Here is a 25,852-nt window from a genome sequence, read left to right on the forward strand (position 1 = left end):
GGCGACGATGTCGGTGGCCTTCGCTATGCTGCAACCATGGAAACCGAAGCGCACATAGCCAGTGTGGTCGTCGACGTGCCAGCCCGGGCTCTCTCGGAGCCGTTCGACTACGCCGTTCCACCGGGGCTCCTCGGCAAGGTACGGGTGGGTGTGCCAGTCGCCGTGCCTCTCGGTCATCGCCGGGTGGTCGGCTATGTGGTCGGAACGCCCGCGCATTCCGACTACGATGGGGATCTCCGCCCGATCGACGGGGTGCTGGGCACGGCGGTCTTCGACGAGCATGCGCTGCAAGTGGCCGGATGGATCGCCTCCGAGTATGTCGCCCCGCTCTCCGAGGCGTTGAAGCTGTTCCTGCCCCCGGGTGGGGCTCCGCGGGTCGTCCGCGGCGATGACGGTACTTGGCGATATGAAGGCCGACAGACCGCTCCCGCATCGGTGCAGCTCGTTTCGCGCAAGCCGCAGGCTGATGACTTCCAGCCGCGCCCGAACGCGGTGGTTCAGCGCGCGGTCCTCGAGGCTCTCTCCGCAGGACCGGTGACCCTGAGCGAGCTCACTGCCGGGATCGGTGGCGCACCAGCCGCTGTCCGGGCGCTGGCACGTTCAGGGGTACTGGAGATCACCGAGTCACGGCGGTACCGCCGGCCCACCGGCTCGTCCTCAGAAGCGCCCCGCCACGCGCACACTGCACAGCAGGCGGCAGCGGTCGAGCACATCGCCGGCGCGGTCGAACACGGGGGAGTGGTGGTGCTGGACGGTGTCACCGGGTCGGGTAAGACCGAGGTGTACCTCTCGGCGATCGAGGCTGTCGTCGCGCGTGGTCGTGGAGCGATCGTGCTCGTCCCGGAGATCTCACTCACTCCGCAGACGGTCGGCAGGTTCCGATCGCGCTTGGGGGACGACGTGGCGGTCATCCACAGCCGCCTCTCGGTGGGCGAGCGGTTCGACCAGTGGCAGCTTGCGCTCGAAGGACGTGTGAAGGTCGTCGTCGGCGCTCGTTCCGCGCTGTTCGCGCCTGTCAGGGACCTGGCGCTGGTCGTGATAGACGAGGAGCACGAACCTTCCTACAAGCAGGCGCAGTCGCCCCGGTACCACGCGCGCGACGTCGCCGAACGGTTGGTGCGTGCACGGGGCGCGGCTCTCGTGCTCGGGTCAGCAACCCCGTCGATGGAGACACGACACCGGGCCAACGATGGCCGGTATTCCGTCGTACGGCTCACCGAGCGTGTCGGTGGAGGTGCGCCGGCCCCGGTAGAGGTGGTCGACATGGGCGCCGAGTTCAGCTCGGGGAACCGTTCGATCTTCTCGCGGCGCCTCACGACCGCGCTTGAACAGGTCGTGGAACGTGGCGAGAAGGCGGTCCTCTTCCTCAACCGCCGGGGCTTCGCATCGTTCCTCCTGTGCAGGGAGTGCGGATTCGTTCCCGAGTGCCCGTCGTGCAGTGTGTCGCTCACGTATCACGAGGATGGCGGACGGCTGCAGTGTCACCACTGTGGTCACACAGAGACGGTGCCCGCCACATGTCCCCGCTGTGGCAGCGCCTACCTGCGTCGGTTCGGGGCCGGTACGCAGCGTGCCGAGGCGGACCTGGCTGCGTTGTTGCCCGGGGTGCCGGTGGTCCGCATGGACGCCGACACCACGTCGCGCAAGGGCGGACATGAGACCGTGCTCGCGCGGTTCGAGGCTCAGAAGCAGGCGATACTGCTTGGCACCCAGATGATCGCCAAGGGTCTGGATTTCCCTGAGGTCACGCTGGTTGGCGTTCTCAATGCGGACACGAGCATGCACGTGCCGGATTTCCGCGCTTCCGAGCGGACGTTCCAGCTTCTGGAGCAGGTGGCCGGGCGTGCAGGGAGGGGTACCCGTCCGGGACGCGTGATCATACAGACATACTGGGCGGACCATCCGGCGGTGCGTGCGGTCCAGGAACGTGATCCCGGGCTGCTGTACGGTCCCGAAGAAGCGGACCGGCGTTCGCTGGGATATCCGCCATACGCCCGTATCGCCAACATCGGCTTCGCGGGGGCGCGCCAGACGGACGTGCGCGATGCCGCATCCATGTTCGCCGAGGGACTCCGGAAGGCGGTACCTGAGGGATGGAGCGTGCTGGGACCGTCACCCGCGCCGATAACGCGCATCAAGGGGCGATGGCGATGGCATGTGGTCGTGAAGTCGCCCGACGGATCCTCCATGCCGTCACTGCTCAGCCGGTTGGATGCGGAGATCACAGTGCCCGAGCAGGTCACCCGGACGATCGACGTCGATCCGGCAGGCATGTTGTAGGAGATGCGGCACGCGTGGGCGCCGCCACGCCCTGTCGCACACCGGTGTAGAATACGTTGGTCGGAATCGCGAGAATGAAGGGGCGTCGATGGAGGTCCTGCACCATCCCAACCCGGTCCTCAAGGGCCGTGCACATGACGTTGATACCCAGGCGGACCAGGAGCTCCGGGAGCTCGTGCGCGCCATGGCGGAGACGATGTACGCCGAGAACGGCGTGGGCCTTGCCGCTCCCCAGGTGGGCGTGGACAAGCGCGTGATCGTGTTCGATGTCGATGATCGCCTGGCTGCGCTCTGCAATCCGGTGATAACGGAGTTCGGCGACGAGACGGTCGTGGACGAAGAAGGCTGCTTGTCGGTTCCGGGGGTCAATGTGCCGGTGGAACGATCGCAGCGTGTCGTCTGCCAGGGACTCACGATCGAAGGCAGGGAGATCACGATCGAGGCCGAGGATCTGCTCGCGCGCGTCCTGCAGCACGAGATAGACCATCTGGACGGGATCCTGATCCTCGATCGAGCACCTGCGGAGATGAGGAAGTCGCTCATCAAGGCGTACAACGAGGCCAACAATCTGTAGCCCGGCCGAAGGGGAGGGCATGCGGATCGTCTTCATGGGCACTCCGGCCTTCGCGGTGCCGACGCTGGACATGCTCGCGCAGCGGCATGACGTGGCCCTCGTGGTGACGCAGCCCGACCGTGTGTCCGGCAGGGGAGGTCACAGCCGCTACTCTGCCGTGAAGAAGCGCGCTCTCGAGCTCGGCCTGCCCGTGCTCCAGCCCGCGCGCCTCGACGACGATGCCGTCTCGGACATCCGCGATGCCTCTCCGGAGGCGATCTGTGTCGCCGCGTTCGGCATGCTGCTCCCTCCGACGGTGTTGTCCGTCCCGCCACACGGTTGCCTGAACGTTCACGCGTCGCTGCTGCCGGCATATCGCGGCGCCGCACCGATCCAGCGGGCGATCCTCTCCGGCGACCGTGAGACCGGCGTCAGCATCATGCTCATGGAAGAAGGCCTCGACACCGGTCCGTACGCCCTTCAGCGCACGCTTCCCATCGAAGACCTGTATGCCGATGAGGTCGAGCTGCGGCTCGCCGGGCTGGGGGCGGATGCGCTGGCCGAGGTGTTGGCGGGTCTTCCTGACAGCGTCACGTGGACACCGCAGGACGCAGGCGAAGCGACGTACGCTGCGAAGATCACCAAGGACGACGTCGCCCTGGACCCTGAACTGCACGTGGACGAGGCCTTTCGTCGTGTTCGTGCCGCCACGCGCCGCGCGCCGGCCCGCGCCTGCCTGGGCGACCGCGAGGTCACTGTGAAGCGGGCCACGCCCGTCGAAGCGGACGTAGCCCCCGGGGGACTCTGTCTCGCTGACGGGTATCCAGTTCTCGGCTTCAGCGGCGGCGCGCTCCGGCTCGACGTGTTGCGCCCCGCGGGTAAGGGCGACATGTCGGGAAGGGACTGGGCTCGCGGAGCGCGGCTCGCCGCCGACGTCTGCTGGCGGTGCACCAGGTGACCGTCGCACCCGCGCGTCAGAGCGCATTGCGGGTCCTTGCCCGGGTACGCAAGGACGCGGCGTTCAGTGGAGCCGCACTCTCTGCCGAGCTGCGCGCGCATCCACTCCCAAGCGGCGATGCGGCGCTTGCGACGAGACTCGTGTACGGCGTTCTTGGTGCCCAGGGTGTCCTTGACGAGGCGATCGACATGCACATCGACCGCTCCATAGAGCCGAGGATCCGGGACGTGTTGCGTGTCGCCGCGTATGAGGCGCTCTTCAGTCATGCGCCCGTGTACGCCGTGGTGGATCAGGCGGTCGATGCCGCCCGCAGGATCCGCCCCCAGGCGGCAGGTCTCGTCAACGCGGTCGCACGGCGCATCGCCGAGCGTGCCGAGGGGTTCCCGTGGGGCGATCCGGCAACAGACAAGGACGCACTCGCTCGCGCGAGCGCTTGCCCGCGTTGGATCGTGGATGAGTACCTCGACGCCTTCGGGCAGGAGCGGGGACGAGCGGCGCTGATGGCGTGCTCTGACGTCGCGCCCACCTACGTCCGGCTCGATCCGTTCGCCGCGCCCATCGCCGATACCCTGCGCTCGCTGGAACCCGCCGCGCCCCGCGCCTGCCCCGTGGACCCCGATTGCCTCGAGCTGACCGAGCCGGCGGGCGCGTTCTCGCGGGGGCCGCAGGCGGGATGGTTCGCGATGGATGCGGCGGCGCAGATGGCGCCTCGGGCATGTGCGCCGCTCCCTGGCGAGCGGATACTCGACGTTGGAGCGGGCAGAGGGAACAAGACCTGCGCGCTCCAGTCGATCGCTGTCAGGGCCGGCGGCAGTGCATCGATCACCGCGCTGGAGCTCCACGGCGGCAAGGCCGAACGGCTCCGGGAGCGCCTGTCTTCGTCGGCTGTGCCGGACGTGAGCATCGTGACGGGAGACGCCTTAGACGCGGTCGACATCTTCGGCCCCGATTCGTTCGACTGCGTCCTGCTCGACGCTCCTTGCAGCGGTCTCGGTACGCTCCGCCGGTACCCGGAGAAGCGCTGGAGACTCGAGCCGTCAGACATCCCACGCATGGCTGAGCTGCAGACGAAGCTCCTGGCGGCGCTGGGGCGCGTGGTCCGGCCGGGCGGCCGCGTGGTGTACTCTACGTGCAGCGTGTCAACGCGGGAGAACGGTGCGGTCGTACAGCGGTTCTTGGGCGCCGGGTCCGGGGAGGATCTCGTCGCCGAGTCGATCGCGCCACTGGTCCCTCCCGAGTGGGGTACCTTCCTGGATAGGAGTGGTGCATTCCTGTCATGTCCGTCGGTGGGAGGTCCCGACGGACACTACGTCGCGGTGTTGCGCCGCGGCACCTCATGACCTCAGGAACAGAAGGAGGCGCTATGCGTACCACCCGGATCGTCGAGATGCTCGAGGTCACCGAGGCTGCAGCTTTGGCCGCGGGCCGCTGGATGGGCAAGGGCGACAAGCATGCGGCTGACGACGCCGCTGTCGAGGCGATGCGTACGGCGTTCAACCAGGTAGGGATGGACGGCACGATCGTCATCGGTGAGGGGGAGCGCGATGAGGCTCCGATGCTGTTCATCGGCGAGAAGGTCGGCTGCGGAGGCGAGCCGATCGACATAGCGGTCGACCCGCTGGAGGGCACCAACCTGACCGCGTACGGTCAGCCCAACTCGCTTGCGGTGCTGGCCTTCGGGCCGAACGGGTCGCTCCTGCACGCTCCGGACACCTACATGAACAAGGTCGCCGTTGGTCCGGCTGCCGCTGATGCGGTGCATATCGATCTCAGCCCCACGGAGAACATCCGCAACGTGGCCAAGGCACTGAAGCGGCCGGTGGAAGACCTCGTGGTGTGTATCCTCGACCGGGACAGGCACAGAGACCTGATCGCCGAGGTCCGTGCTGCGGGAGCACGTATCCGCCTCATCAGCGACGGCGATGTGTTCGGTGCGGTGGCGACCGCGATCGAAGGTACCGGCATACACCTGTATCTTGGCATCGGCGCGGCTCCAGAGGGAGTGCTGGCATGTGCTGCGATGAAGTGCATCGGGGGCTGCTTCATGGGGCGGTTCGCGTGGAGGAACGAAGAGGAGCGGCAGCGTGCGATCACGATGGGTACCCCGCATATCGACGGGATCCTGGAGATGGACACCCTTGTGAACACCGATGAGGCTGCGTTCATCGCCACAGGCGTCACCGACGGGGAGCTTCTTCGGGGCGTGAAGTACTTCGGGCAAGGGTCCAGGACGCACTCGATCGCGATGGAGAACAGCACAGGCACGGTGCGTTTCGTCGAGACGGTGCACCGTGCGGGTGCCGAGAAGTTCTGGGTGCGGAGAGACTAGTCGGTGGAGCCCGAGCCGGTGTCAGCGCCGGCGCAACCCGCGCAGCCAGAGGATTGCGACGTACATGCGGGGGAGTCCTTCCCGGAAGGGGAGGACTCCTTCTCCTGTGGACGGGTCCGGTAATCGGTGTTGTGGAAGCCGGATCCCTTGAACACCACGCCGACAGGACTGAACACACGCTTCGCGTCCGATCCGCACGAGGCGCAACTCACCGGCTCGCGGTCGGTGATCGAACGATTCACCTCGAAGTCGAGACCGCACTTCGTGCAGCGGTAGTCGTACGCGGGCATGGTTCCTCCAGGAGAGCGTGATCCAACGGAAGTGCAGGATACCCGCGCCACACCCGTGCGGCAAGACCGGCAGGGCAGTTGCTATACTCCCTCGCGTGAAGAAGACACCCCATAAGCGCCGGTCCCTGGTGCCCAAAGCCGCGATCGTGGCGGGCATCGTGATCGTGCTGCTCATCGGAGGGGCGGTCGCCGCAGGTGTGATGGTGCACCGGTCGCGACTCGTGGAGGCGCCCGATGTCACTGGCATGGACTCCGAGGCGGCGCTGGCGGAGATCCGGGCCGCCGATCTCGTTCCCCGGTTGGCCGGGTCACGGGTCTCTGCGGAGCACGCGGCGGATATCGTCCTCTCACAACGCCCGATGGCCGGGGCGCGCGTCACCCGCGGCACGACGGTCGAGGTCGTGGTGTCCGCGGGGACGCAGACCATCGCCGTACCCGATGTCGTGGGCGTCGACCTTGACGATGCGTCACGCCAGCTGGAGCGGATGGGCCTCACCGTCACACTCAAGCCTGACTCACAAGAGACCAGCGGAACGGCAGTGCTGGAGATGTTCCCCTCTCCCGGGACGCTCCTTCACCCGGGTGACACGGTCCGCCTCACCGTGCCCGGGGCCGCGGCGCCGGCCCACGTGCTGCTTCCATTCGCGCTGGATGGGGTGTCGGTGCTGCTGGATCCTTCCCCCGGCGAGGCGGGAGAAGGCCAGGACCCGGCCCTGGAAGTGGCGCGACGTCTTGCCGCGCTTCTCAAGGCGTCAGGAGCCCAGGCGACCCTCACCCGGAACTCCGCCGCCCTCGCGATGCCTCAGAGTGAACGGGTCACGCGCTCGGCGGAGTCCACCGCCGCGGTCCTCGTGACCGTCGATGTCGCGCCCGGCAAGGGTCCGGGTATCACGGTGTCCTACCCGGTGAACGATCCCGAGGGGGCGGCCGCATCGCTCGCCCGGTCCATGACGGCCGCGATGCGTCTGCCAGGCGTACGCGTCAACACGTCCGGCGCGATCCGGGACGATGTGCTCGAAGCGTTCCCGGGCATCGCTGTGCGGGTGGGGCTCGGCGATCCGCGCGACGCTTCCGATCGTGCGCGGTTCGACGATCCCGGGTGGGCCGATGAGGTCGCCAGGGGGCTGTACCGGGGGTTGGGAGAAGCGTACGGGCAGCGATGAGCCCGGTCATGGTGTAGACTACATGTCCGTTCGTAGGTGGACGGAGTTTGGAGAGCTTGTGGGACGTCGCTCTATCAGGGTCATAACGGCCGCGGTGCTCGTGGTGCTCCTTGCGCTCGGCTCTGTGGCCTTCGCGGAGCCCACAGAGGTACAGAAGCTCCAGGAGCAGATCAAGGCGCTGCAAGAGGACGTGGAGAAGGCCGGCGAAGCGTACTCAGACGCGTACTGGCAACTCGACCAGACCCGGGCCGACATGGCCGAGGTGGACCGCGAGATAGGCGAGTCGGAGGCGCGTCTTTCCGAGGTGAACCAGCGCCTGTCCGAGCGTGCCGTGGAGATGTACCGCAGCGGCGGCGCCGACTACATGGCCGTGTTGTTCTCGGCCGACGACTTCGACGAGATGCTGCTGCGTCTCGAGTACGTGCAGCGCGTGAGCGAGCAGGACGCCGATATCATCGGTGCCGTGAAGACAGTGCGGGCGGAGCTCGACGCCCAGCGGGCCGAGCTGGCGTCTCTTGAGGAATCGCAGGCCGAAGAGGCCGCCGCGCTCAAGAAGGAAGCCGACAGGATCGAGCGTGAGCTGAAGGCGCAGCAGGCCGAGTACGACAAGCTGAAGAAGGAACTCGCCGCTGCGATCGCGCGTGAGAAGGCGCGAACCGGCACGACGACCGCGAAGGCCGGTCCCAACGGGATGGTCTTCCCGGTACGCGGGCCCAACTACTACAACGACACCTGGGGCGCCGCCCGGTCGGGCGGGCGCACGCACAAGGGCACCGACATCATGGCGTCCACGGGCACGCCGTGCGTGGCTGTCCTGTCCGGCACGGTGCGATCCAAGTCCAACAGCCTCGGCGGGAAGACGATCTGGCTCACGGCGGATAATGGCTGGGCGTTCTACTACGCACACCTCGACAGCTATGCCGTCACGTCCGGGCGCGTGACCGCCGGTCAGGTGATCGGATACGTGGGGAGCACGGGCAACGCATCGGCGAGTGCGCCGCACCTCCATTTCGAGATCCACCCCAACGGCGGCGCGGCGGTGAATCCCTACCCGTACCTGCGTGCCATGCAGTGATCCTTGCGCCTCGCGCGCACTCTGTGGCACGATCACCAGTGTTCTGACCAACCGTATCGGGAGCTGCTGCGGCGGCTGAGAGGCGACCGATGTCGCGACCGAACGACTGTCCCGGTAATGCGGGGCAGCACCACGGAGCGTATCCGTCATCGACGCGACCTTCGCGCGTCGCTCTCCCGTGCGGCATATCCACGTTGGAGAGGTGTCGCTGATGCAGAATTCACGCGTACGTACCATCGCCGAGATCGGCCTGACCGTGGCGCTGTCCGCGGTCCTCGGGCTGATCGGCGTGTGGCAGATGCCGCAAGGCGGAAGCCTGTCCTTCACCATGCTGCCGATCTTCGTCCTGGCGCTTCTGAGGGGACCGCTCGTAGGTATCACCGCGGGTTCGGTGTACGGGCTCGTCGATCTCATGCTGGAGCCGTATGTCTTCCATCCCATCCAGGTGCTGCTCGACTACCCGGTCGCATATGGCCTGTGCGGTCTCGCCGGTCTCTTCGCGGTCCGAGCTTCCACGCTCGCGTCCCAGGATCGCTACGCGTCACTGTCGTGGCAGGCTATCGTCCCTGGTATCGCTCTTGGCGCGCTGGGCCGATACGCGGCGCACGTGATCTCGGGGCTGGTGTTCTTCTCCAGCTACGCGATCGAGGCCGGCCAGGCGCCGCTAGCGTACTCGCTCGCGTACAACACGTTCGTGCTCTTCTCCGCGGTTGCGAGCGCGCTTGTCACGTTCGCGGTGCTGCCTCCGCTCCTGCGCCGTTACGGAGGCTACCCACGGTGACCGCTGCGCCGCATGTGCTGATCGTCGGTGCGGCGCCTGAGCCTGGGCGGGGCACTCACTACGCATCGGTGATCGCGACCGCCGATGTGGTGATCGCGGCGGACCGCGGGCTGCACCTCTGCCTTGAGGCGGGGCGCGTCCCCGACGTCTGCGTGGGCGACTTCGACTCCGTGGACGAAGCGCGTCTCGAAGAAGCGCGTTCCGCTGGAGCGCGGATCGTACGCTATCCGGCCGAGAAGGATGCGAGCGACCTCGACCTGGCCCTGGAGGAAGCGCGGGCCATCGGCGCTGGCCGCGTGACGTTCACCGCCGCGTACTCCGCCAGGATCGATCACACCCTCGCCGCACTCGGCACGCTGCTTCGTTCCGCAGACCTGCGAGGCTGCGCAGACGAACCGTCCATGGCGATGCACGCGCTTGAAGCCGGAGGCGGGCGACTCTCGCTTCGGGCTCAGCCCGGGACGACGATCAGCGTGTTCGCCCTGGGCGGATGCGCGACCGTGACGCTGGAGGGCGTACTCTACCCCTTGAGCGGGCACGTCCTGGACCCGCTCTCCTCAGTCGGTCTGAGCAACGTGGCGACCGCGGGAGAGCAGGTGGTCACGGTCCACGACGGGCAGCTCCTGGTGACCGTGTCGCGAGAGCGTACTTGAGTGTCGGGCGCTGGCGGCCGATAGTCTAGGCGAGAGGCGCTTCGCGCGCCTACGACGGTATGCCTACTGGAGGTCGTGTGGGGGACCGCTTCGACAACGATGCGCCGATGAGCGACGGGAGGGTACCGGCGAGCGATCGCTCTCCGGGCGATCACCGGCGTGACGCCCGCGCGCCGCGTAAGGACGCGGTCCCGGTCGTGCGGGTGCCCCCGTCGATCGAGACTCAGGTGGTCCTGGCATGTCTGCAGGATGCGGCCGCATCGGCGGGACAGGTAGCGGCGGCACACCTCTGGCTCGCCGACGAGCGATCGGGCACGCTGCGGTTGATCGATGCGAACGGGCCGTTCGCTCCCTCCGGGACACCGATCAGATTCGAGGACGACGATCCTGTCGGCCACTCCTTCCGCACGATGACCGCCACGCATGCGCCTGTGGCGCGGATGCGCATCGGGGGTCAGGAGACCACCACCTGGCGCTGGGCGATGCCCCTCGAGGCGGGTGATACGGTCGGAGTCGCGGCCATCGACCTGCACTCCATAGATGAGCCCGACATGACGTCCCTGCCTGAGAGGACCGCCCTCCTGCGCGGTTCTCTCACCGGCGCCCTCGCGCTGTACGTAGCCGACCAGCGTCTCGCAACTGCGCATTCACTGGTCGATACGGCCCGCGAGCTCAGCCGCATCCTCGATCCACGTGAGGTCCTGGAGACCGCGCTCTCGCGCGCCATGGACGTGAGCGGGGCCCAGACCGGCAGCATCATGCTCGCGGACGCCGAGACGCGGCGGCTCAGCATCGCAGTGTCACGAGGCCTGCCGGATGACGTCGTCCAAGAGACCGACCTCGGCGAAGGCGAGGGTATAGCAGGGTGGGTCCTCGCGAGCGGGCAGCCGCTCCTGGTGGAGGATCTCGCCGAGCGGAGTCCCAGTGCCCGGCGGCATGGCGTGCGCTCGGCCGCGTCCGTCCCGCTTGCGGATGACGACGGCATCGTCGGTGTCCTTAACGTGGGGATGCGTTCGTATCCTGGCGGATTCACCGACGCGCACCTCGAGACCATCGCGCTTCTGGGCAAGCAGACCGCTACGGCGTACCGCAACGCTCACGCAGTGGCCGAGTCACGCGAGATCCATTTCGAGACCCTGAAGGCGCTCGCCATCGCGCTTGAGACGAAGGATCCGTACTCGGGAGGCGGCACCGAGCGGGTGCTGCAATACGCCGAGGCGCTCGGACAGGTCTTCCAGCTCCCGGACGACCAGCAGCACGCTCTCCGGATCGCCGCGCTCCTGCATGACATAGGTATGTCGTCGGTGGGTGACGGCGTGCGGCACTGCGACAGGCCGCTCACTACGATCGAGCGCGCGCTCCTCAAGCTGCACCCCCACATCGCGGCGGAGATCCTCGAAGAGGCGCCGGCACTGAGAAGCGTGGTTCCGATGGTGTACCACCATCACGAATGGTTCGACGGCCACGGTTACGGCGACGGGTTGAGCGGGGAGGCCATCCCGCTGGGTGCGCGCATCCTTGCCGTTGCGGACGCCTATGTGGCCATGACGTCGGATCGGCCATACCGTACGGCGCGCAGCACATCCGAAGCGCTCGGGGAGCTCCAGGACAAAGCAGGGACCCAGTTCGACCCTCTGGTGGTGTCCGCACTGGCGGACATCCTTCGAGGTGGCACGAACCGGGTCCCTCGTTCGATCGGTGGGTCGTTCTAGGCGCGGGTGATCTTGCCCGCCTTGATGCACTTCGTGCACACGTTGATCTTCTTCACGCTGCCGTCAACGACTGCCGAGACCTTCTGCACGTTGGGGTGGAACATGCGGTTGGTCACGCGATGAGAGTGGCTCACGTTGCGCCCGGCGGTCGGGTGCTTGCCACAGATGCTGCAAACCTTGGACATCGTCGTCCCGTCCTTCGTGTTTCGAGGCGGCCGTACCGCCGTGGTGTCGGCAAAGCCTAGCGAGGATAGCATAGGCGGCATCCCCGGTAAAGGCGCCGCTCACGGAGGCACTGGCGGCCCCGCCGGGCGTCACGGGGAGGCCCGGGCGCGTGCGGTCGCGCGTTTCGCTATACTACTGCAATCGTCCGTCCAGCGGACACACCAGACACTTCAAGGAGGTCACGCCATGGCGTCTGAACTGCGCGGGACCGTCACCATCGCGAACGACGTGTTGGCGGATATCGCCGGCTTCGTCGCGCTCGAGTGTTACGGGGTCGTCGGTATGGCGAGCCCATCGCTTCGTGAGGGTGTCGCCCAACTCCTGTCAAGGGACAAGCTGCGCAAAGGCGTTCTCATCAGCAACACCGATGAGCGCAGCGTGATCGTGGACCTGTACGTGGTCGTCGAGCACGGCACGAACCTCACCCAGGTCTCAAGGAACCTCTCGGACAGGGTCAGATACGCACTCACGCATGACGCCGACGTCCAGGTAGCAGACGTACGTGTGCATGTGCAGGGCATCAAGGTCCGGAAGAAGACGGAGCGCGCATGACGACGGACGTACACATCAGCGGACAGGAGTTGTTCGCGGCTGCGGCGACAGCCCTCAAGGAGCGCGTCGAAGAGGTCAACCGGTTGAACGTGTTCCCGGTTCCTGACGGCGATACCGGCACCAACATGTCGCTCACGATGGACGCGGTGCTGAACGATCTCGCCAAACTCGCTGCCGACGCTCCGGTCTCGGATGTCGCATCGGCCATCACCCACGGCTCGCTGATGGGCGCCCGTGGCAACTCGGGCGTCATTCTCAGCCAGATGCTGCGCGGGTTGTGCGAGGTCGCCGGCACGGCCACAGCCTTCACCCCCGACACCATCGCCTCGGCTCTCGAGCGCAGCGTGGTGGTGGCGTTCCAGGCGGTGCGCAAGCCGGTCGAGGGGACGATGCTCACCGTCCTGAAGGATGCGTCCTCCGCTGCCCGGTCCGCAGTCGGGAGCGAGGCATCCCTGGACGAGTTCCTGGACCTCGTGGTGCAGGCCGCGTACGACTCGGTCCGTCGCGGACCCGAGCTGCTCCCCGTGCTCAAGGAGAACGGCGTCGTCGACGCAGGCGGTTTCGGACTGGCGATCCTGATGGAGGGCTTCGTGGCCGCACTTGAGGGACATGAGTTCAGGGAGCGTGACATCTCCACCGGTACCGGGCCGCTGAGCGTGGTTCCCGTGGATGACTGGAACGACGAGGAATACCTCTACTGCACGGAGTTCCTTCTGCACGGGGTCGAGGCCGACCGCTCGGTCATCGAGGAGTACGTCTCGTCGCAGGGAGGCTCGGAGCTCGTCGTCGGGGACCGGGAGACATACAAGATCCACGTTCACACGGATGACCCTGGCGCCGTCCTCGGCTGGGCCACGCATCTTGGAGAGGTCTCCGAGGTACACGTCGACAACATGCGCCGACAGACGGCGGACCGTACCAGTGGACTGAAGCGGGACGCCGCCCCGGCCAAGCCGGTAGGTTTCGTCGCCGTTGCCGCCGGCGACGGTCTCGCGGAGATCCTCACGAGCCTGGGGGCCGATGTGGTCGTCAGCGGTGGCCAGACCATGAACCCGTCCACGGCCGAACTTCTCGAGGCCGTCGGCAGGGTGGATGCGGCGTCGGTGGTGATCCTGCCCAACAACCGCAATATAATCATGGCGGCACAGCAGGTCACGGGTCTGGCTGACCGTCCTGTGGCCGTGGTGCCCACGACCGCCGTGCCGCAAGCGTTCACTGCGCTGCTGTCCTATGACGGTTCCGATGATCTTGACTCGATCGCGGAGACCATGAAGGAGGCCGCCCTGTCCGTGAGGACGGCGGAGGTCACGACAGCGGTCAAAGACTCCAACGGCAAGGCCGGCGCCATCAAGACAGGGCAGGTGATCGGGATAGTCGATCACGAGATCGAGGTCATCGGTGATGATGTCGTGCGCGTGGCGAGCGATGTCGTGGATGTCATCCGTGAGGATGGCGAGACGCTCACCGTCCTGGCCGGCGAGGATCTCGACGACGACTCCCTCGACTCCCTCGTCGATGCGCTCTCGGAGCGCTACCCCGACCTTGAGATCGAAGGGCATCGCGGTGGCCAGCCGGTCTACCCGGTGCTCCTGGCCATCGAGTAGGACCCACAACACACTGGAGGTCTCATGAGCCGCATCGGAATCGTCTGTGACAGCACATGTGACCTCGGGCCGTCATGGTGCGAAGAGCACGATGTCCTGATGGTTCCGCTGAAGGTCACCTTCGGGGATGAGACGTTCCTTGACTGGATCGACCTGGCGGCCTCGCGGTTCTACGACAAGCTCCGTGTCGCGGAGACGCTTCCCAAGACGTCACAGCCATCGCCGGCCGAATTCGCCGGGGTCTACCGGCGCCTCGCGGCCGAAGGCTGTTCCGGGATCGTTTCAGTGCATCTCTCCGCCGCAGTATCCGGGACCATCGAGTCGGCGAACCTGGCCGCAGGCATGGTCGATGTGCCCGTCCGGGTCGTCGACACACACTCCGTGAACGTCGGAGCAGCCCTTCCGCTGATGGCAGCGGTGGATGCGCGCGGCGAGGGAGCGGACCTCGACGGTGTCGAGGCGGCGGCGAGGCAAGCCGCCGACGCCGAGCGCACACTCTTCGCGCTCGACACGCTGGACTACCTGGTCAAGGGAGGACGCGCCGGAAAGGCCCAAGGACTCGCGGCCTCGATGCTCAGCATCAAGCCCGTGCTGATGTTCGATGATGAGGGCGTCATCGTCCCGTACAAGAAGGTCAAAGGGACGAAGAAGGCCATCCAGGAGATCGCCGCCGCGGTAGCTGAAGCGGGCGCTGAGGGCGCAGTGCGGGTGGGCATCCTGCACGGGGAGGCTCCTGAACTCGCCGAGGAGCTGGCCGCGGCGATCGACGCCACCGGCGTGAAGTGGGAGCGTGTCGTCGATGTCACCGTCGGCGCCGTGATCGGCACGTACGCCGGTCCACGTGCGGTCGGAGCGGCCTTCTACGCGGCGCGATAGGCGATGGCTGGCCGCCCGCGTAAAGGGCCGTCCCGACGGGCGGTCGCGTCCGCATCCGGCGGTCGTCCCGTGTCCTCGATGCCGATGGTGGACACCAAGCGCACTCAGGCGCTCGCGAAGCTCGGGGTGGATTCGATCGGCGATCTGGTCCGCCACTACCCGTTCCGGTATCTGGATCTCAGCACCGTGGCCGATATGCGGTCGGTGCCCACGGGAGTCGATGCCACCGTCGTGGGACGTGTCCACGACATCAAGGTCAAACATCCGCGGCCGCGTCTGTCCATCACCGAGATCGCCCTTGTCGATGGGACTGGCGCGCTGATAGGCGTCTGGTTCAACCAGCCCTACATGGCAAGCAGGTTCAGGGTGGGTGAGCGCGTCGCATTCGCCGGTACGGTGGTGTTCGAGTACGGACTCAAGCAAATGCGCAGTCCGTTCGTTGAGCGGCTGGACGACGATGGAGACGGTCCGGGGATAGCGCGTATCCTGCCTGTCCACCGGGCAACCGAGGGGCTCTCGACGAACTGGATCCGCCGCCTGGTCACGGAGGCGCTCACGCTGGCGGGTGATGTCCCGGATCCCCTTCCTGCCCGCATCAGGGCGCAGAGGGCCCTCGTCCCCTTAGCGACGGCGCTACGCGACATCCACTTTCCCGGGACTCCGGACGACGTGGATCGCGCGCGCCGTCGGCTCGCGTATGACGAGCTGTTCGCCGTGCAGCTCACGATGGGGAGACGTCGTCAGGCGGTCGTGGACGACATCGCGGGAATCGCTCACGAGGTCGCAGGTCCCGCGATCGACGCCCTCGCGGCCGCTGTGCCGTTCGAGCTGACCGGGGACCAGAAGGGTGCGCTCCGCGATATCCTCGGCGATATGGCCTCGGAACGTCCGATGAACCGGTTGCTGCTCGGTGACGTGGGTACCGGGAAGACCGTGGTCGCGGCACATGCGCTCGCCGCGTGCGCAGACTCCGGCACCCAGGCAGCCATGATGGCTCCCACCGAGGTGCTCGCCATGCAGTACTCACGGGCGGTGGGACCGCTGCTCGACCGCGCCGGCGTCGGCTGGGCGCTGCTGACCGGATCCACGAAGCGCAGCGATCGCGATCGCATCCTCGCCAGCCTGGCCGACGGGAGCACGACGGTCGTGTTCGGGACGCACGCCCTGATCCAGAACGACGTCGTCTACCAGCGGCTCTCTCTCGCGGTGGTCGACGAGCAGCACCGCTTCGGTGTGCAGCAGCGGCTCGCCCTGCGGGCCAAGGGCGTCGCTCCGGACCTCCTCGTGATGACCGCAACGCCCATCCCGAGGAGTCTTGCGCTCACACTCTACGGCGACCTCGACACCACCTATCTTCGGGTGCGCCCGGGAGGACGGACGGCGGATCACGTGTCGACGCGGGTGGTGCCGATGAGCGGACGCGCGGACGCCTACCAGTCGGTCAAGGACGCGGTCGGCCGCGGCGAACAGGCGTATGTCGTGTGCGCTCTGGTCGATGAAAGCGACGCCACGCAGGCGCGAGCCGCCACGACCGAGGCTCGCCGTCTCCAGCGGCAGGTCTTCCCCGATCTGCGTGTCGGACTGCTCACCGGGCAGATGTCCTCGGCGGAGAAGATCAAGGCGATGGAGCGTTTCCGATCCGGGGAGACTGACGTCCTGGTCGCGACCACCGTGATCGAGGTGGGTGTCGACGTTCCGGCCGCGACCGTCATGATCGTGGAGGACGCGGATCGGTTCGGTCTGGCGCAGCTCCATCAACTCCGAGGCAGGATCGGACGCGCTGAACGGCCGGGGACGTTCCTTCTGTTCGCGGATCCCAAGACCGAGGACGGTCGCGCCCGCATGGAAGCCATCGCAGCTACCAACGACGGTTTCGAGCTCGCCGAGCTCGACCTCCGCCTCCGCGGCGAGGGGGAGGTCCTTGGCCAGCGGCAGAGCGGCGTCCCTGGTTTGCGGCTCGCGTCTCTCGCCACGGACGGCGACCTGCTCGACGCGGCCCGTGAGGACGCGGCCGCGCTGATGGCGGAGGATCCACACCTCGATGATGCGGCCCACGTCCCGCTGCGGGAGGATGCGGCGCTGCGCGTCGGGGCCGCGTGGGAGTGGACGAGCAGCGGATGAGGATCATCGGTGGACAATGGAAGGGGCGTCCACTGACGGCGCCGCCTGGTTCCGGCACACGACCTACGACCGACCGGGTGCGTGAGGCGGTCTTCTCTTCGCTGTACTCGATCCTGGGCGACCTGGACGACGTCTCGGCGCTCGACCTCTATGCGGGAAGCGGCGCGCTCGGCATCGAGGCGCTGTCCCGCGGCGCGCGCCACGTGACGTTCGTCGAGCGTGACCGTCGGGCGCTGGCAGCGATCCGGAAGAACCTCGCCTCTGTCGAAGCACCGCCTGAGCGCTGGCAAGTCGTGCAGACCGACGCGTCACGCCTGGCCACGGCCTCACCGGGCCCGGCGGCGGCGTTGCTCTTTGCGGACCCTCCCTATACGATAGTGCCTGCCGAGGAGTGGCAGGTCCTGGAAGCGCTCGGGAGTTCCGGGTGGTTGAGTCCGGGGTGTATCGTCGTGTATGAGCATCGGTGGGATTCCGCCGCGGCTCCCCGGCAGGGGTTCGTCCTCATCTCGCAGAAGCGGTATGGGGACACCGGGGTTTCGTTCGCACGGTATGAAGGGTGACCCATCCACGTGAACCGAGCACTGTGTCCGGGGACGTACGACCCGGTGACCAACGGACACCTCGACGTGATCGAGCGCGCTGCGGCGATCTTCGACGAGGTCGTCGTGGGGGTAGCACTCAGTCCGGACAAGGGCGGCGGTCCTCTGTTCGGGCTCGAGGAGCGTGTCGGGTTCATCGAAGACGCGCTCACGCAGTTGGAGAACGTAAGGGTACTCCCTTTCGATTCACTTCTAGTAGAATTCGCGCAGGAGATGGATGCAAAGGTCATCATCAAGGGACTCCGCGCTGTGACCGATTTCGAGCGTGAGTTCCAGATGGCCCAGTTGAACTACCGTCTCGACCAGAACGTCGAGACGATGTTCATCATGTCCATCCCCGAGTACGCGTATTTGAGTTCGTCGGCCGTTAAGGAGATCGCCCGCCACGGCGGGTCGGTGAAAGGGCTCGTGCCAGACGCAGTATGCGAGGCGCTGACCTCGCGGTTGCACCAGTCCCTCTAGGGAGGTACGCATGGATATCTTGGCGCTCATCGACCGTATCGAAGAACTCATCGACAGCGGCCGCAACGTGCCGTTGTCACACTCCAAGATCGTCGATCCGGACAAGATCTACGAGTTGATCGACGAGATCAGGGCGCAGTTCCCCGACGAGCTCAAGCAGGCGCGGTGGATCGTCAAGGAGCGGCAGGAGATGCTCGAGGAGGCCGAGAAGGAGGCCAACCGTGTGCTTGAAGAGGCACGCGCGCGTGCAGAGGCCATGGCCGCAGAGCAGGAGATCGTCAAGCTCGCCGAGCAGCAGGCTGCCGACATCCTCGACAACGCACGGGCTCGAGAGCGTGAGGTCCGCCTGGGCGCGGAGGACTACGCCGACGAGATGATGGCCAACCTCGAGGTGAACCTGGGCAAGCTCCTCACGGCGGTGCAGCGTAGCCGCGACCGCCTGCAGGGCAAGGTCTCCCAGCGCGGACAGTGAGCGCAGCATCGGTCTACGTCGTGGACGTCCGGGAGATCCTGGACGACCTCGGCGCCAGTATCCCGCTCGTCGGCGACGTGCAGCTTCCCGACATCGAGCTCGGGACCGAGCTGTTCAGGTCGAGCGAGCCCGCTCATCTTGATGCGGTGCTCTCATCGGCGGGGGCGGGGATCGTCCTTAGCGGCACGGTGACGACGACGCTCGACGCCACGTGTTCGCGTTGCCTCCGCGAGTTCCCGCTGACGATCACGGCCGGCCTCGACGGCTTCTACGTGCATCCCGGCATGGAGGACGAGCTGCCCGAGGAGCAGGAATACGAGTACATCGTTGACGGGTCGGTCGACCTCACCGCGGCAATCCTTTCGGCCATCGCTCTCGAGCTGCCGTTCGCGCCAGTCCACGATGCCGACTGTCCAGGTATCTGTCCTAGCTGCGGCGCGGATCTCGCCGAAGGCCCGTGCGACTGCGGCCCTGACCTTTCGAGGTCGCCCTTCGCGGCTCTGGCCGACCTCCTCCCCGAGGCGGACGACGCCGAGGAGTGAGCAACCCGCGCGTGTGTCGCGCCCCTTGCATGTCGTGTGCGCGGCTGTGCTATCATGTCGCCTTGCGCCGACCGGCTGACGGTCGCCTCAATGCATCTTCGTGCCGCTTCAGATGCGGCGCCTCGAAGGGAGTACGTGTCATGGCGGTACCCAAGAGAAAGACGACACGGGCCACCCGTGACGCTCGTCGCGCCACCCACCACGTGGAAGCGCCGTCGCGTTCGGTCTGCCCACAGTGCCACGAGCCGAAGCTTCCCCATCGTGTGTGCCCCTCATGCGGGTACTACGATGGCAGGGAGATCATCGACACCGAGTAAGCCTGGACGGCGCCGAGATACAGGCGCCGTCTTCAGTTCAGGGCCAGGGGAGGCGAGCGGCAGTGCCGGGGGGACTCTTCGCTCCACGAGGCATCGCTGTGGTCGGGGCGTCGCGCGACCCCTCCAAGGTCGGTGGCGCAGTGCTCGCCAACATCGTGTCGGGCGGCTACGGTGGGGCCATCTATCCCGTGAATCCCAACGCCACGGAGATCGGTGGCTACGCCGCGTACGGTTCGGTGGCAGACGTCCCGGACCCCGTGGACATGGCTGTGATCGTCGTCCCCGCTCGTGGCGCGGTGGATGCCGTCCGCCAGTGCGCCGGCAGGGGCATCGGCTCCGCGGTCGTGATCTCAGCGGGGTTCCGCGAGACCGGAGCGGCGGGTGCTGTGATCGAGCGCGAGCTGGTGGCTGCCGCCCGCGACGGCGGCGTGCGGATCCTCGGTCCCAACTGCCTCGGCCTCATCGCCACGCGCTCCTCGCTCAACGCCTCGTTCGCCCCGATCATGCCCGCACCGGGCGGGATCTCGTTCCTCTCTCAGTCCGGAGCACTCGGTACGGCGATACTCGACTGGGCGCGGGGAGAGGGTATCGGCCTCGCACATTTCGTGAGCCTCGGCAACAAAGCGGACATCTCCGAGGTCGACCTCATCCGGATGTGGTCTCACGATCCCGACACGCGCGTGGTCGTGGCGTATCTGGAAGCGATCTCCCACGGCCGCGCGTTCGTCGATTCGGTCATCGGCCTGCGCTCGCACGCCCCGTTCATCGCGCTGACGGCCGGCAGTTCCGACGCCGGCGCGAAGGCCGTCTCTTCTCACACCGGCAGTCTTGCAGGGTCACGCGTCGCCTACGAGGCGGCGTTCCGCAAGGCGGGCGCCGTGCCTGCACGGACGGTCCAGGAGCTCTTCGACCTCGCCGAAGGCTTCTCACGGCAGCCGCTCCCGGCAGGGCCGGGAACGGTGATACTCACCAACGCCGGTGGTCCGGCGATCCTCGCCACCGACGCGTGCGCCGCTGAAGGGCTCACGCTTGCGAGTCTCGAGCCGTCCACCGTGTCCGCGCTGCGCGAGGTCCTTCCCGACGCGGCCGCCGTCTACAACCCGGTCGATATCCTCGGCGATGCTCCGGCCAGCCGCTTCGACGCCGCCGCGCGCATCCTGGTCGAGGATCCCGGGGTCCGCTCGCTCATCGTGGTGCTGACGCCACAGGCCATGACCGAGGCGCTGGAGACCGCACAGACGGTCGCATCGGTCGCTGCGGACAGCAGCGTCACGACTCTGGCAGTGTTCATGGGCGACCAGACCGTGGCGGAAGCCAACACCTACCTCAGGGAGCACGACGTGCCCACATACGCCTTCCCCGAGCGCGCGGTCGCCACCCTTGCGGCGATGCAGCGGCACGCCTTGCGGATCGCCCGGCCCGAGGCGCCGGTCCGTCATGTGGAGGCCGAGACACGCGTGGTGCGTGAGGCGATCGATCATGCTCGTGAGGCGGGACGCACGTTCATCACCGAGTCCTCCGCCGCCCGCATCGCGGGGGCCTATGGTATCCGTGTTCCCGCGTCGGGGCTCGCACACGATCTGTCCGAGGCCCGGTCCCTCGCGGCCTCCATCGGGTTCCCGGTGGTCATGAAGATCGCCAGTCCGGATGTCCTGCACAAATCGGACATCGGCGGGATCGTGTTCGATATCGACTCGGTCGATGCGGTCGAGGACGCGTACGACTCGATCATGCGCAAGGTCATGCATCGCCTCCCGGAGGCGACCATCTGGGGCGTGACGCTCCAGGAGCAGCTTCCTCCCGGCCGTGAGGTCATCATCGGCGTGAACAGGGACGCCTCCTTCGGCCCCATCCTCATGTTCGGTCTGGGCGGCATCTACGTGGAAGTCCTGAAGGATGTCTCGTTCAGGATGTGTCCGGTGACCCCCGATGACGCCCGGGAGATGGTCGACGAGATCAGGAGCAACGCCCTTCTTCGCGGCGCGAGGGGAGAGGCACCGGCCGACATCGAGGCGATCGTCGACGTCATCTGCCGCGTCTCCGCGTTGGCCATGGAGTTCGAGGACATCACCGAGCTCGACATCAACCCGCTCATCGTTGGTATGCGTTCAACGGGAGCGGTCGCTGCAGACATCCGCATCGGGATCGGAGGATGACCATGCGCTCCATCATCGTCACGTCGACGAAGCCGTACACGGGCAAGAGCGGTATCGCCGTCGCACTCACCCGGATCCTCGCCGACAGGGGCTACGACGTCGGCTACTTCAAGCCGTACGGGACGATGCCGGTCACCGTCGACGGTGTGACCACCGACGAGGACGCGCTGTACGTCAACCAGGTCCTGGAGCGACCGTCTCCGCTTGACGCTGTCTGTCCGGTCGTACGGACCCAGGCGTTCATAGAGCGCATGTTGGCGGGCGAGGCGGCGGATACGCACCCTGCGGTCCTCGACGCGTTCGACCGATGCTCGGCAGGTCGGGACGTGATGGTGGTAGAGGGCCCCACCGAGCCTGCGCAAGGCACCTGCGCCGGACTGTCCCTGGGCGATATCGGTCCGCTGCTGTCGGCGCCGGTCCTGCTCGTCGACCGGCCACGCCCCACCGACCTCCCCGAAGACGCTCTCTGGATGGCGCACTACCTTGGCGAACAGCTGTGCGGCGTCATCCTGAACGGGATCCACGAGTCACGGCTGCCCGTCGCCCGTGAGCGCATCGTCCCCTTCCTCGAGTCCCGCGGAGTACCGATGCTCGGCGTGATCCCGTTCGACCCCGCGCTCGGCTCGGTCACCGTCAGGGAGATCGTCGATGCCCTCGATGCCGTGGTCATCACCGCCGAAGACCGGCTGCAGGACACGGTGGAGGCGTTCATGGTAGGAGCCATGGGTCAGGAGAAGGCGTTGCGGTTCTTCCGTCGCAAGGCGAACAAGGCGGTCATCACCGGAGGCGACCGCGCCGACGTCCAGCTTGCGGCCCTTGAGACCAGCACCCGCGCCATCGTCCTCACCGGCAACCTCAGGCCGGACCCGTTCGTCATCGCCCGTGCCGAGGATCTCGGGGTGCCGATGCTCCTGGTGGACACCGACACGCTCACTGCCGTGGAGCGGATGGAGGCGCTGCTCGGGCGTGTGCATCTCCACGACCCGCTCAAGGCTGCTAGAATACGCCGGATGCTCGAGGAGCACTGCGATCTGGAGAGGCTCCTGAGCGCCATCGGTCTGTGAACGTACGCATGATGCGGGAGGAGCCACCGGTGCATGACAAGCCAGTGACGGTCGCTGTGGACGCCATGGGCGGCGATCACGCACCGGACGTCGTCATCGACGGGGTACGGACGGCGTTGCAGCAGGACGCGTCCCTCTCTGTGCTGCTCGTAGGCACCGAGGAGGTCCTCGCCTCGTTCGAGCACGAGCGTTGCACAGCGGTGGTCGCGACCGAGACCATCGCGATGGACGAGCATCCGGCCTCCGCGGTCCGCTCGAAGAAGGACAGCTCGATCGTCGTCGGCTGTCGCCTCGTGCGCGAAGGACGCGCCCGCGGGTTCTTCAGTGCAGGCAGCACCGGCGCATGCATGGCTGCGGCGACGCTTGGCATGGGGCGCCTCTCCGGTGTCGTGCGGCCAGCCCTCGCCACGGTCATCCCCGCCGGAGCACGCCCCACGACCCTCATCGATATCGGCGCCAACGCCGACGTCAAACCGGAGATGATCGTGCAGTTCGCATACATGGGTAGCGCGTACTCCCGCGTGCTCCTCGGTGTGGAGGAACCCACGATCGGCCTGCTCAACATCGGCGAAGAGCCCACGAAAGGGTCCGCGCTCGCACAGGAGGCGTATGCGCTGTTGGGAGAGGTCCCCGGGTTCGTCGGCAACGTCGAGGGCGCGGATGTCCCTTCAGGCGTCGTCGACGTGATCGTCACTGACGGCTTCACTGGCAACGTGACGCTGAAGGTCCTCGAGGGGCTGTCGAGAGTGCTGCTGGGTGAAGTGAAGACCGCGCTTACGTCCTCGATAGCGGCCAAGATGGCCGCCGCAGTGGTGCAGCCCTCGCTCATCGCCCTGAAGGAGCGCCTCGATCCGGACGTCTACGGTGGAGCGCCGCTGCTTGGTGTGAACGGTGTCTGCATGATCGGCCATGGCAGCTCCAACGCCAGGGCCGTGGCGAGTGGCGTCGTGGCCACGGCCCGCGCCATACGTGGAGACCTGACCGGCCAGATCGCTGCGTCCCTCGCGCCTTCGGCCGGGGTGGACGCATAAGCAGCCTCCGGGATGCCCGTGCGCCCGTGAACGGGTACACTACTCGGACATTCAGCCGCGCCGCGCCACGTGCGACGCACGACGAGGGGCCATGCACCACATGACACACGCCGCCATCACCGGGGTAGGGGCGTACCTCCCGGAGCACGTGCTGACCAACGACGACCTCGCGGGTATGGTTGACACCACCGACGAGTGGATCGTGACCCGGACCGGCATCCGGGAGCGACGGATCGTCGCCGAGGGACAGTCCACGTCCGACCTTGCCGTCGAAGCCGGCCGCGCCGCTCTTGCGGACGCCGGCATGGAGCCCCACGACATCGACCTCCTGGTCGTGGGAACGGGCAGCCCGGACCACATCATGCCCTCCACAGCAGCGCTGACGCAGGACAGGCTTGGTCTCACCTGCGGTGCGGTCGACATCATGGCGGCGTGTACGAGCTTCATCGCCGCGCTCCACCACGCCACGTGCGTCATCGAGGCCGGCCGGGCCCGGAAGGTGCTCGTGATCGGCGCCGACGCCCTCACGCGGCACATCGACTTCAATGACAGGCGCACCTGCGTGCTCTTCGGAGACGGTGCCGGCGCGGTCGTGCTCGAGGCCTCGGACGAGCCCGGCGTCATGGGGATCGACCTCGGCTCCGACGGGTCGGGCGCCGACGTGCTCATCGTACCTGCCGGCGGCGCAGCCGCGCCCTGCACACCCGAGCGTGTCGCGAACGGCGAACACCGGCTCCGCATGTCGGGCGGCGAGGTCTTCAAGTTCGCGGTCCGGATGATCCCCGAGACGACGCGGCGGGCCCTGGAAGCGTCGGGGCTTTCGGCCGACGACCTCACATGGCTCGTTCCGCACCAGGCGAACCAGCGCATACTCGACGCGGTGCCTGCCCGTCTCGGCATCGCGCCTGAGCGCGTCTTCTCCAACGTGGCGATGCTCGGGAACACGTCCGCCGCGTCGATACCGCTTGCACTGCACGACATGTATACTGGCGACCACCTGCAACCCGGAGACGTCCTTGCGCTTGTAGGATTCGGCGCCGGACTCACCTGGGGCGCGGCGGTCGTCCGCTGGACTAAGGGGCCCAACGAATGACACTCACGACCAGGATCACCACGCTGCTGGATATCGAGCATCCCGTGATGCAGGGAGGCATGGCCTGGACCGCCACGGCCGAGTTGTCCGCGGCGGTGAGCAACGCCGGCGGCATCGGCGTGATCGGCGCCGGGCATATGCCCACGGACCTGCTCCGGGAGCAGATCCAGCTGGCCAAGGAGCTCACCGGCCGGCCGTTCGGGGTCAACCTCATGCTGCTCACGCCGCATATAGACGATATCGTGGCGATGGTCCTCGAAGAGCACGTGCCGATGGTGACCACTGGCGCCGGGAATCCGGCCAAGTACATGGGTCCGCTCAAGGACGCCGGCATCATCGTGATCCCGATCGTCCCCTCGGTGGCGCTGGCCAAGCGGATGGAGTCCATTGGCGCTGACGCCATCATCGGGGAAGGCATGGAGGCCGGTGGGCATATCGGCGAACTCACCACGATGGTGCTCACGCCTCAGCTCGTCGACGCGGTGGACATCCCCGTTATCGCCGCGGGCGGTATCGCCGACGGCAGGGGGGCGGCTGCGGCCTTCGCGCTCGGCGCCGAGGGAGTCCAGCTCGGCACCCGGTTCATGTGCGCCGAGGAGTGCACCATCCACCCCGCGGTCAAGGAGCAGGTCCTCAAGGCCCGGGACCGCGATACGATCGTGACGGGACGGTCCACGGGCCACCCTGTGCGCGTTCTCAAGAACAAGCTCGCTCGGCAGATCATGGAGCTCGACCGCGACAACCGGTCTGCCGAGATCGAGGCGCTCGGTGCGGGTAAGCTCGCCCAGGCCATGCGCCAGGGTGACATCGAGATGGGCAGCCTGATGGCCGGCCAGTCGGCCGCGATGGTGTCGTGTATCGAGCCCGCCGCATCCATCGTCGAGGGTATCGTGGCCGAGGCGGAAGAGACGCTCAGGCGTCTCGGCGCGTGGGCGGGCCAGTGA

General features: G+C 67.1%; 26 protein-coding genes. 24 read left to right on the forward strand and 2 right to left on the reverse strand.

From position 1 onward, the window contains the following. The first annotated feature begins 36 nt into the window (after positions 1-36). The 5 genes from priA (at position 37) to glpX (ending at position 6,120) form a co-directional block, all read left to right on the forward strand. On the forward strand, positions 37-2,280 hold the full coding sequence (gene priA / locus MSB02_RS01380; protein WP_267193421.1) for a replication restart helicase PriA: 2,244 nt from the start codon (positions 37-39) through the stop codon (positions 2,278-2,280). A gap of 88 nt (positions 2,281-2,368) precedes the next feature. After that, positions 2,369-2,854, forward strand: a complete 486-nt coding sequence (gene def / locus MSB02_RS01385) for a peptide deformylase (RefSeq protein ID WP_267193422.1) — start codon at positions 2,369-2,371, stop codon at positions 2,852-2,854. Positions 2,855-2,873: 19 nt separating this feature from the next. Continuing rightward, complete coding sequence (fmt, locus tag MSB02_RS01390) at positions 2,874-3,791, forward strand: methionyl-tRNA formyltransferase (RefSeq protein WP_267193423.1); 918 nt, start codon at positions 2,874-2,876, stop codon at positions 3,789-3,791. Next, positions 3,788-5,131, forward strand: a complete 1,344-nt coding sequence (locus MSB02_RS01395) for an RsmB/NOP family class I SAM-dependent RNA methyltransferase (RefSeq protein ID WP_267193424.1) — start codon at positions 3,788-3,790, stop codon at positions 5,129-5,131. The genes fmt and MSB02_RS01395 overlap by 4 nt, the downstream gene beginning before the upstream one ends. A 23-nt stretch (positions 5,132-5,154) precedes the next feature. Continuing rightward, a complete protein-coding gene (glpX, locus tag MSB02_RS01400) occupies positions 5,155-6,120 on the forward strand; it encodes a class II fructose-bisphosphatase (RefSeq protein WP_267193425.1) in 966 nt (321 codons plus the stop codon). Here glpX and MSB02_RS01405 read toward each other — a convergent pair. Then, positions 6,117-6,410, reverse strand: coding sequence for an FmdB family zinc ribbon protein (locus MSB02_RS01405; RefSeq protein ID WP_267193426.1), 294 nt, complete (start codon positions 6,408-6,410; stop codon positions 6,117-6,119). The genes glpX and MSB02_RS01405 overlap by 4 nt on opposite strands. A 95-nt stretch (positions 6,411-6,505) precedes the next feature. Here MSB02_RS01405 and MSB02_RS01410 point away from each other — a divergent pair, with 95 nt between their 5' ends. From MSB02_RS01410 to MSB02_RS01430, 5 genes are all read left to right on the forward strand, one after another. Next, positions 6,506-7,573 carry a PASTA domain-containing protein gene (locus MSB02_RS01410; RefSeq protein ID WP_267193427.1) on the forward strand — a complete coding sequence of 356 codons (1,068 nt, stop codon included), beginning with the start codon at positions 6,506-6,508 and terminating at the stop codon, positions 7,571-7,573. Positions 7,574-7,631: 58 nt separating this feature from the next. Next, positions 7,632-8,648 (forward strand): murein hydrolase activator EnvC family protein, encoded by a 1,017-nt coding sequence (locus MSB02_RS01415; protein WP_267193428.1) that lies wholly within the window; start codon positions 7,632-7,634, stop codon positions 8,646-8,648. A gap of 211 nt (positions 8,649-8,859) precedes the next feature. Next, positions 8,860-9,429: an energy-coupled thiamine transporter ThiT gene (gene thiT, locus MSB02_RS01420; RefSeq protein WP_267193429.1), complete on the forward strand. Its 570-nt coding sequence runs from the start codon at positions 8,860-8,862 to the stop codon at positions 9,427-9,429. Continuing rightward, positions 9,426-10,082: a thiamine diphosphokinase gene (locus MSB02_RS01425; RefSeq protein ID WP_267193430.1), complete on the forward strand. Its 657-nt coding sequence runs from the start codon at positions 9,426-9,428 to the stop codon at positions 10,080-10,082. Before thiT ends, MSB02_RS01425 begins: the two co-directional genes overlap by 4 nt. Before the next feature lie 77 nt (positions 10,083-10,159). Continuing rightward, a complete protein-coding gene (locus MSB02_RS01430; RefSeq protein WP_267193431.1) occupies positions 10,160-11,794 on the forward strand; it encodes an HD-GYP domain-containing protein in 1,635 nt (544 codons plus the stop codon). On the opposite strand, the gene rpmB is transcribed toward MSB02_RS01430, so the two are convergent. Next, the gene (gene rpmB, locus MSB02_RS01435) at positions 11,791-11,979 is read right to left on the reverse strand and encodes a 50S ribosomal protein L28 (protein ID WP_267193432.1); all 189 of its coding nucleotides are present in this window, start codon (positions 11,977-11,979) and stop codon (positions 11,791-11,793) included. The two genes, MSB02_RS01430 and rpmB, sit on opposite strands and share 4 nt — an antisense overlap. A 226-nt stretch (positions 11,980-12,205) precedes the next feature. On the opposite strand from rpmB, the gene MSB02_RS01440 reads away from it, so the two are divergent. The 14 genes from MSB02_RS01440 (at position 12,206) to fabK (ending at position 25,852) form a co-directional block, all read left to right on the forward strand. Continuing rightward, positions 12,206-12,571 (forward strand): Asp23/Gls24 family envelope stress response protein, encoded by a 366-nt coding sequence (locus MSB02_RS01440; protein ID WP_267193433.1) that lies wholly within the window; start codon positions 12,206-12,208, stop codon positions 12,569-12,571. Next, positions 12,568-14,175: a DAK2 domain-containing protein gene (locus MSB02_RS01445; RefSeq protein WP_267193434.1), complete on the forward strand. Its 1,608-nt coding sequence runs from the start codon at positions 12,568-12,570 to the stop codon at positions 14,173-14,175. The genes MSB02_RS01440 and MSB02_RS01445 overlap by 4 nt, the downstream gene beginning before the upstream one ends. A gap of 24 nt (positions 14,176-14,199) precedes the next feature. After that, the gene (locus tag MSB02_RS01450; RefSeq protein WP_267193435.1) at positions 14,200-15,051 is read left to right on the forward strand and encodes a DegV family protein; all 852 of its coding nucleotides are present in this window, start codon (positions 14,200-14,202) and stop codon (positions 15,049-15,051) included. 69 nt (positions 15,052-15,120) lie between these two features. After that, entirely contained in the window at positions 15,121-17,172 is a 2,052-nt protein-coding gene (gene recG / locus MSB02_RS01455; RefSeq protein ID WP_267193436.1) for an ATP-dependent DNA helicase RecG, read from the forward strand. Next, a complete protein-coding gene (rsmD, locus tag MSB02_RS01460; RefSeq protein WP_267193437.1) occupies positions 17,169-17,732 on the forward strand; it encodes a 16S rRNA (guanine(966)-N(2))-methyltransferase RsmD in 564 nt (187 codons plus the stop codon). The genes recG and rsmD overlap by 4 nt, the downstream gene beginning before the upstream one ends. A 9-nt stretch (positions 17,733-17,741) precedes the next feature. Then, complete coding sequence (coaD, locus tag MSB02_RS01465) at positions 17,742-18,233, forward strand: pantetheine-phosphate adenylyltransferase (protein ID WP_267193438.1); 492 nt, start codon at positions 17,742-17,744, stop codon at positions 18,231-18,233. 10 nt (positions 18,234-18,243) lie between these two features. After that, complete coding sequence (locus MSB02_RS01470; protein WP_267193439.1) at positions 18,244-18,705, forward strand: ATPase; 462 nt, start codon at positions 18,244-18,246, stop codon at positions 18,703-18,705. Then, positions 18,702-19,247, forward strand: coding sequence for a YceD family protein (locus MSB02_RS01475; RefSeq protein WP_267193440.1), 546 nt, complete (start codon positions 18,702-18,704; stop codon positions 19,245-19,247). The genes MSB02_RS01470 and MSB02_RS01475 overlap by 4 nt, the downstream gene beginning before the upstream one ends. Positions 19,248-19,387: 140 nt before the next feature. Beyond that, on the forward strand, positions 19,388-19,564 hold the full coding sequence (gene rpmF / locus MSB02_RS01480) for a 50S ribosomal protein L32 (protein WP_267193441.1): 177 nt from the start codon (positions 19,388-19,390) through the stop codon (positions 19,562-19,564). Between the two features lie 62 nt (positions 19,565-19,626). Next, entirely contained in the window at positions 19,627-21,720 is a 2,094-nt protein-coding gene (locus tag MSB02_RS01485) for an acetate--CoA ligase family protein (RefSeq protein ID WP_267193442.1), read from the forward strand. 2 nt (positions 21,721-21,722) lie between these two features. Continuing rightward, positions 21,723-22,784, forward strand: coding sequence for a phosphotransacetylase family protein (locus MSB02_RS01490; protein ID WP_267193443.1), 1,062 nt, complete (start codon positions 21,723-21,725; stop codon positions 22,782-22,784). Between the two features lie 29 nt (positions 22,785-22,813). After that, entirely contained in the window at positions 22,814-23,815 is a 1,002-nt protein-coding gene (gene plsX / locus MSB02_RS01495; protein WP_267193444.1) for a phosphate acyltransferase PlsX, read from the forward strand. Positions 23,816-23,906: 91 nt separating this feature from the next. Continuing rightward, complete coding sequence (locus tag MSB02_RS01500; RefSeq protein ID WP_267193445.1) at positions 23,907-24,908, forward strand: beta-ketoacyl-ACP synthase III; 1,002 nt, start codon at positions 23,907-23,909, stop codon at positions 24,906-24,908. Continuing rightward, the gene (fabK, locus tag MSB02_RS01505; protein WP_267193446.1) at positions 24,905-25,852 is read left to right on the forward strand and encodes an enoyl-[acyl-carrier-protein] reductase FabK; all 948 of its coding nucleotides are present in this window, start codon (positions 24,905-24,907) and stop codon (positions 25,850-25,852) included. The genes MSB02_RS01500 and fabK overlap by 4 nt, the downstream gene beginning before the upstream one ends.

Source organism: Anaerosoma tenue (assembly GCF_023161965.1).
Lineage (GTDB): Bacteria > Actinomycetota > Coriobacteriia > Anaerosomatales > Anaerosomataceae > Anaerosoma > Anaerosoma tenue.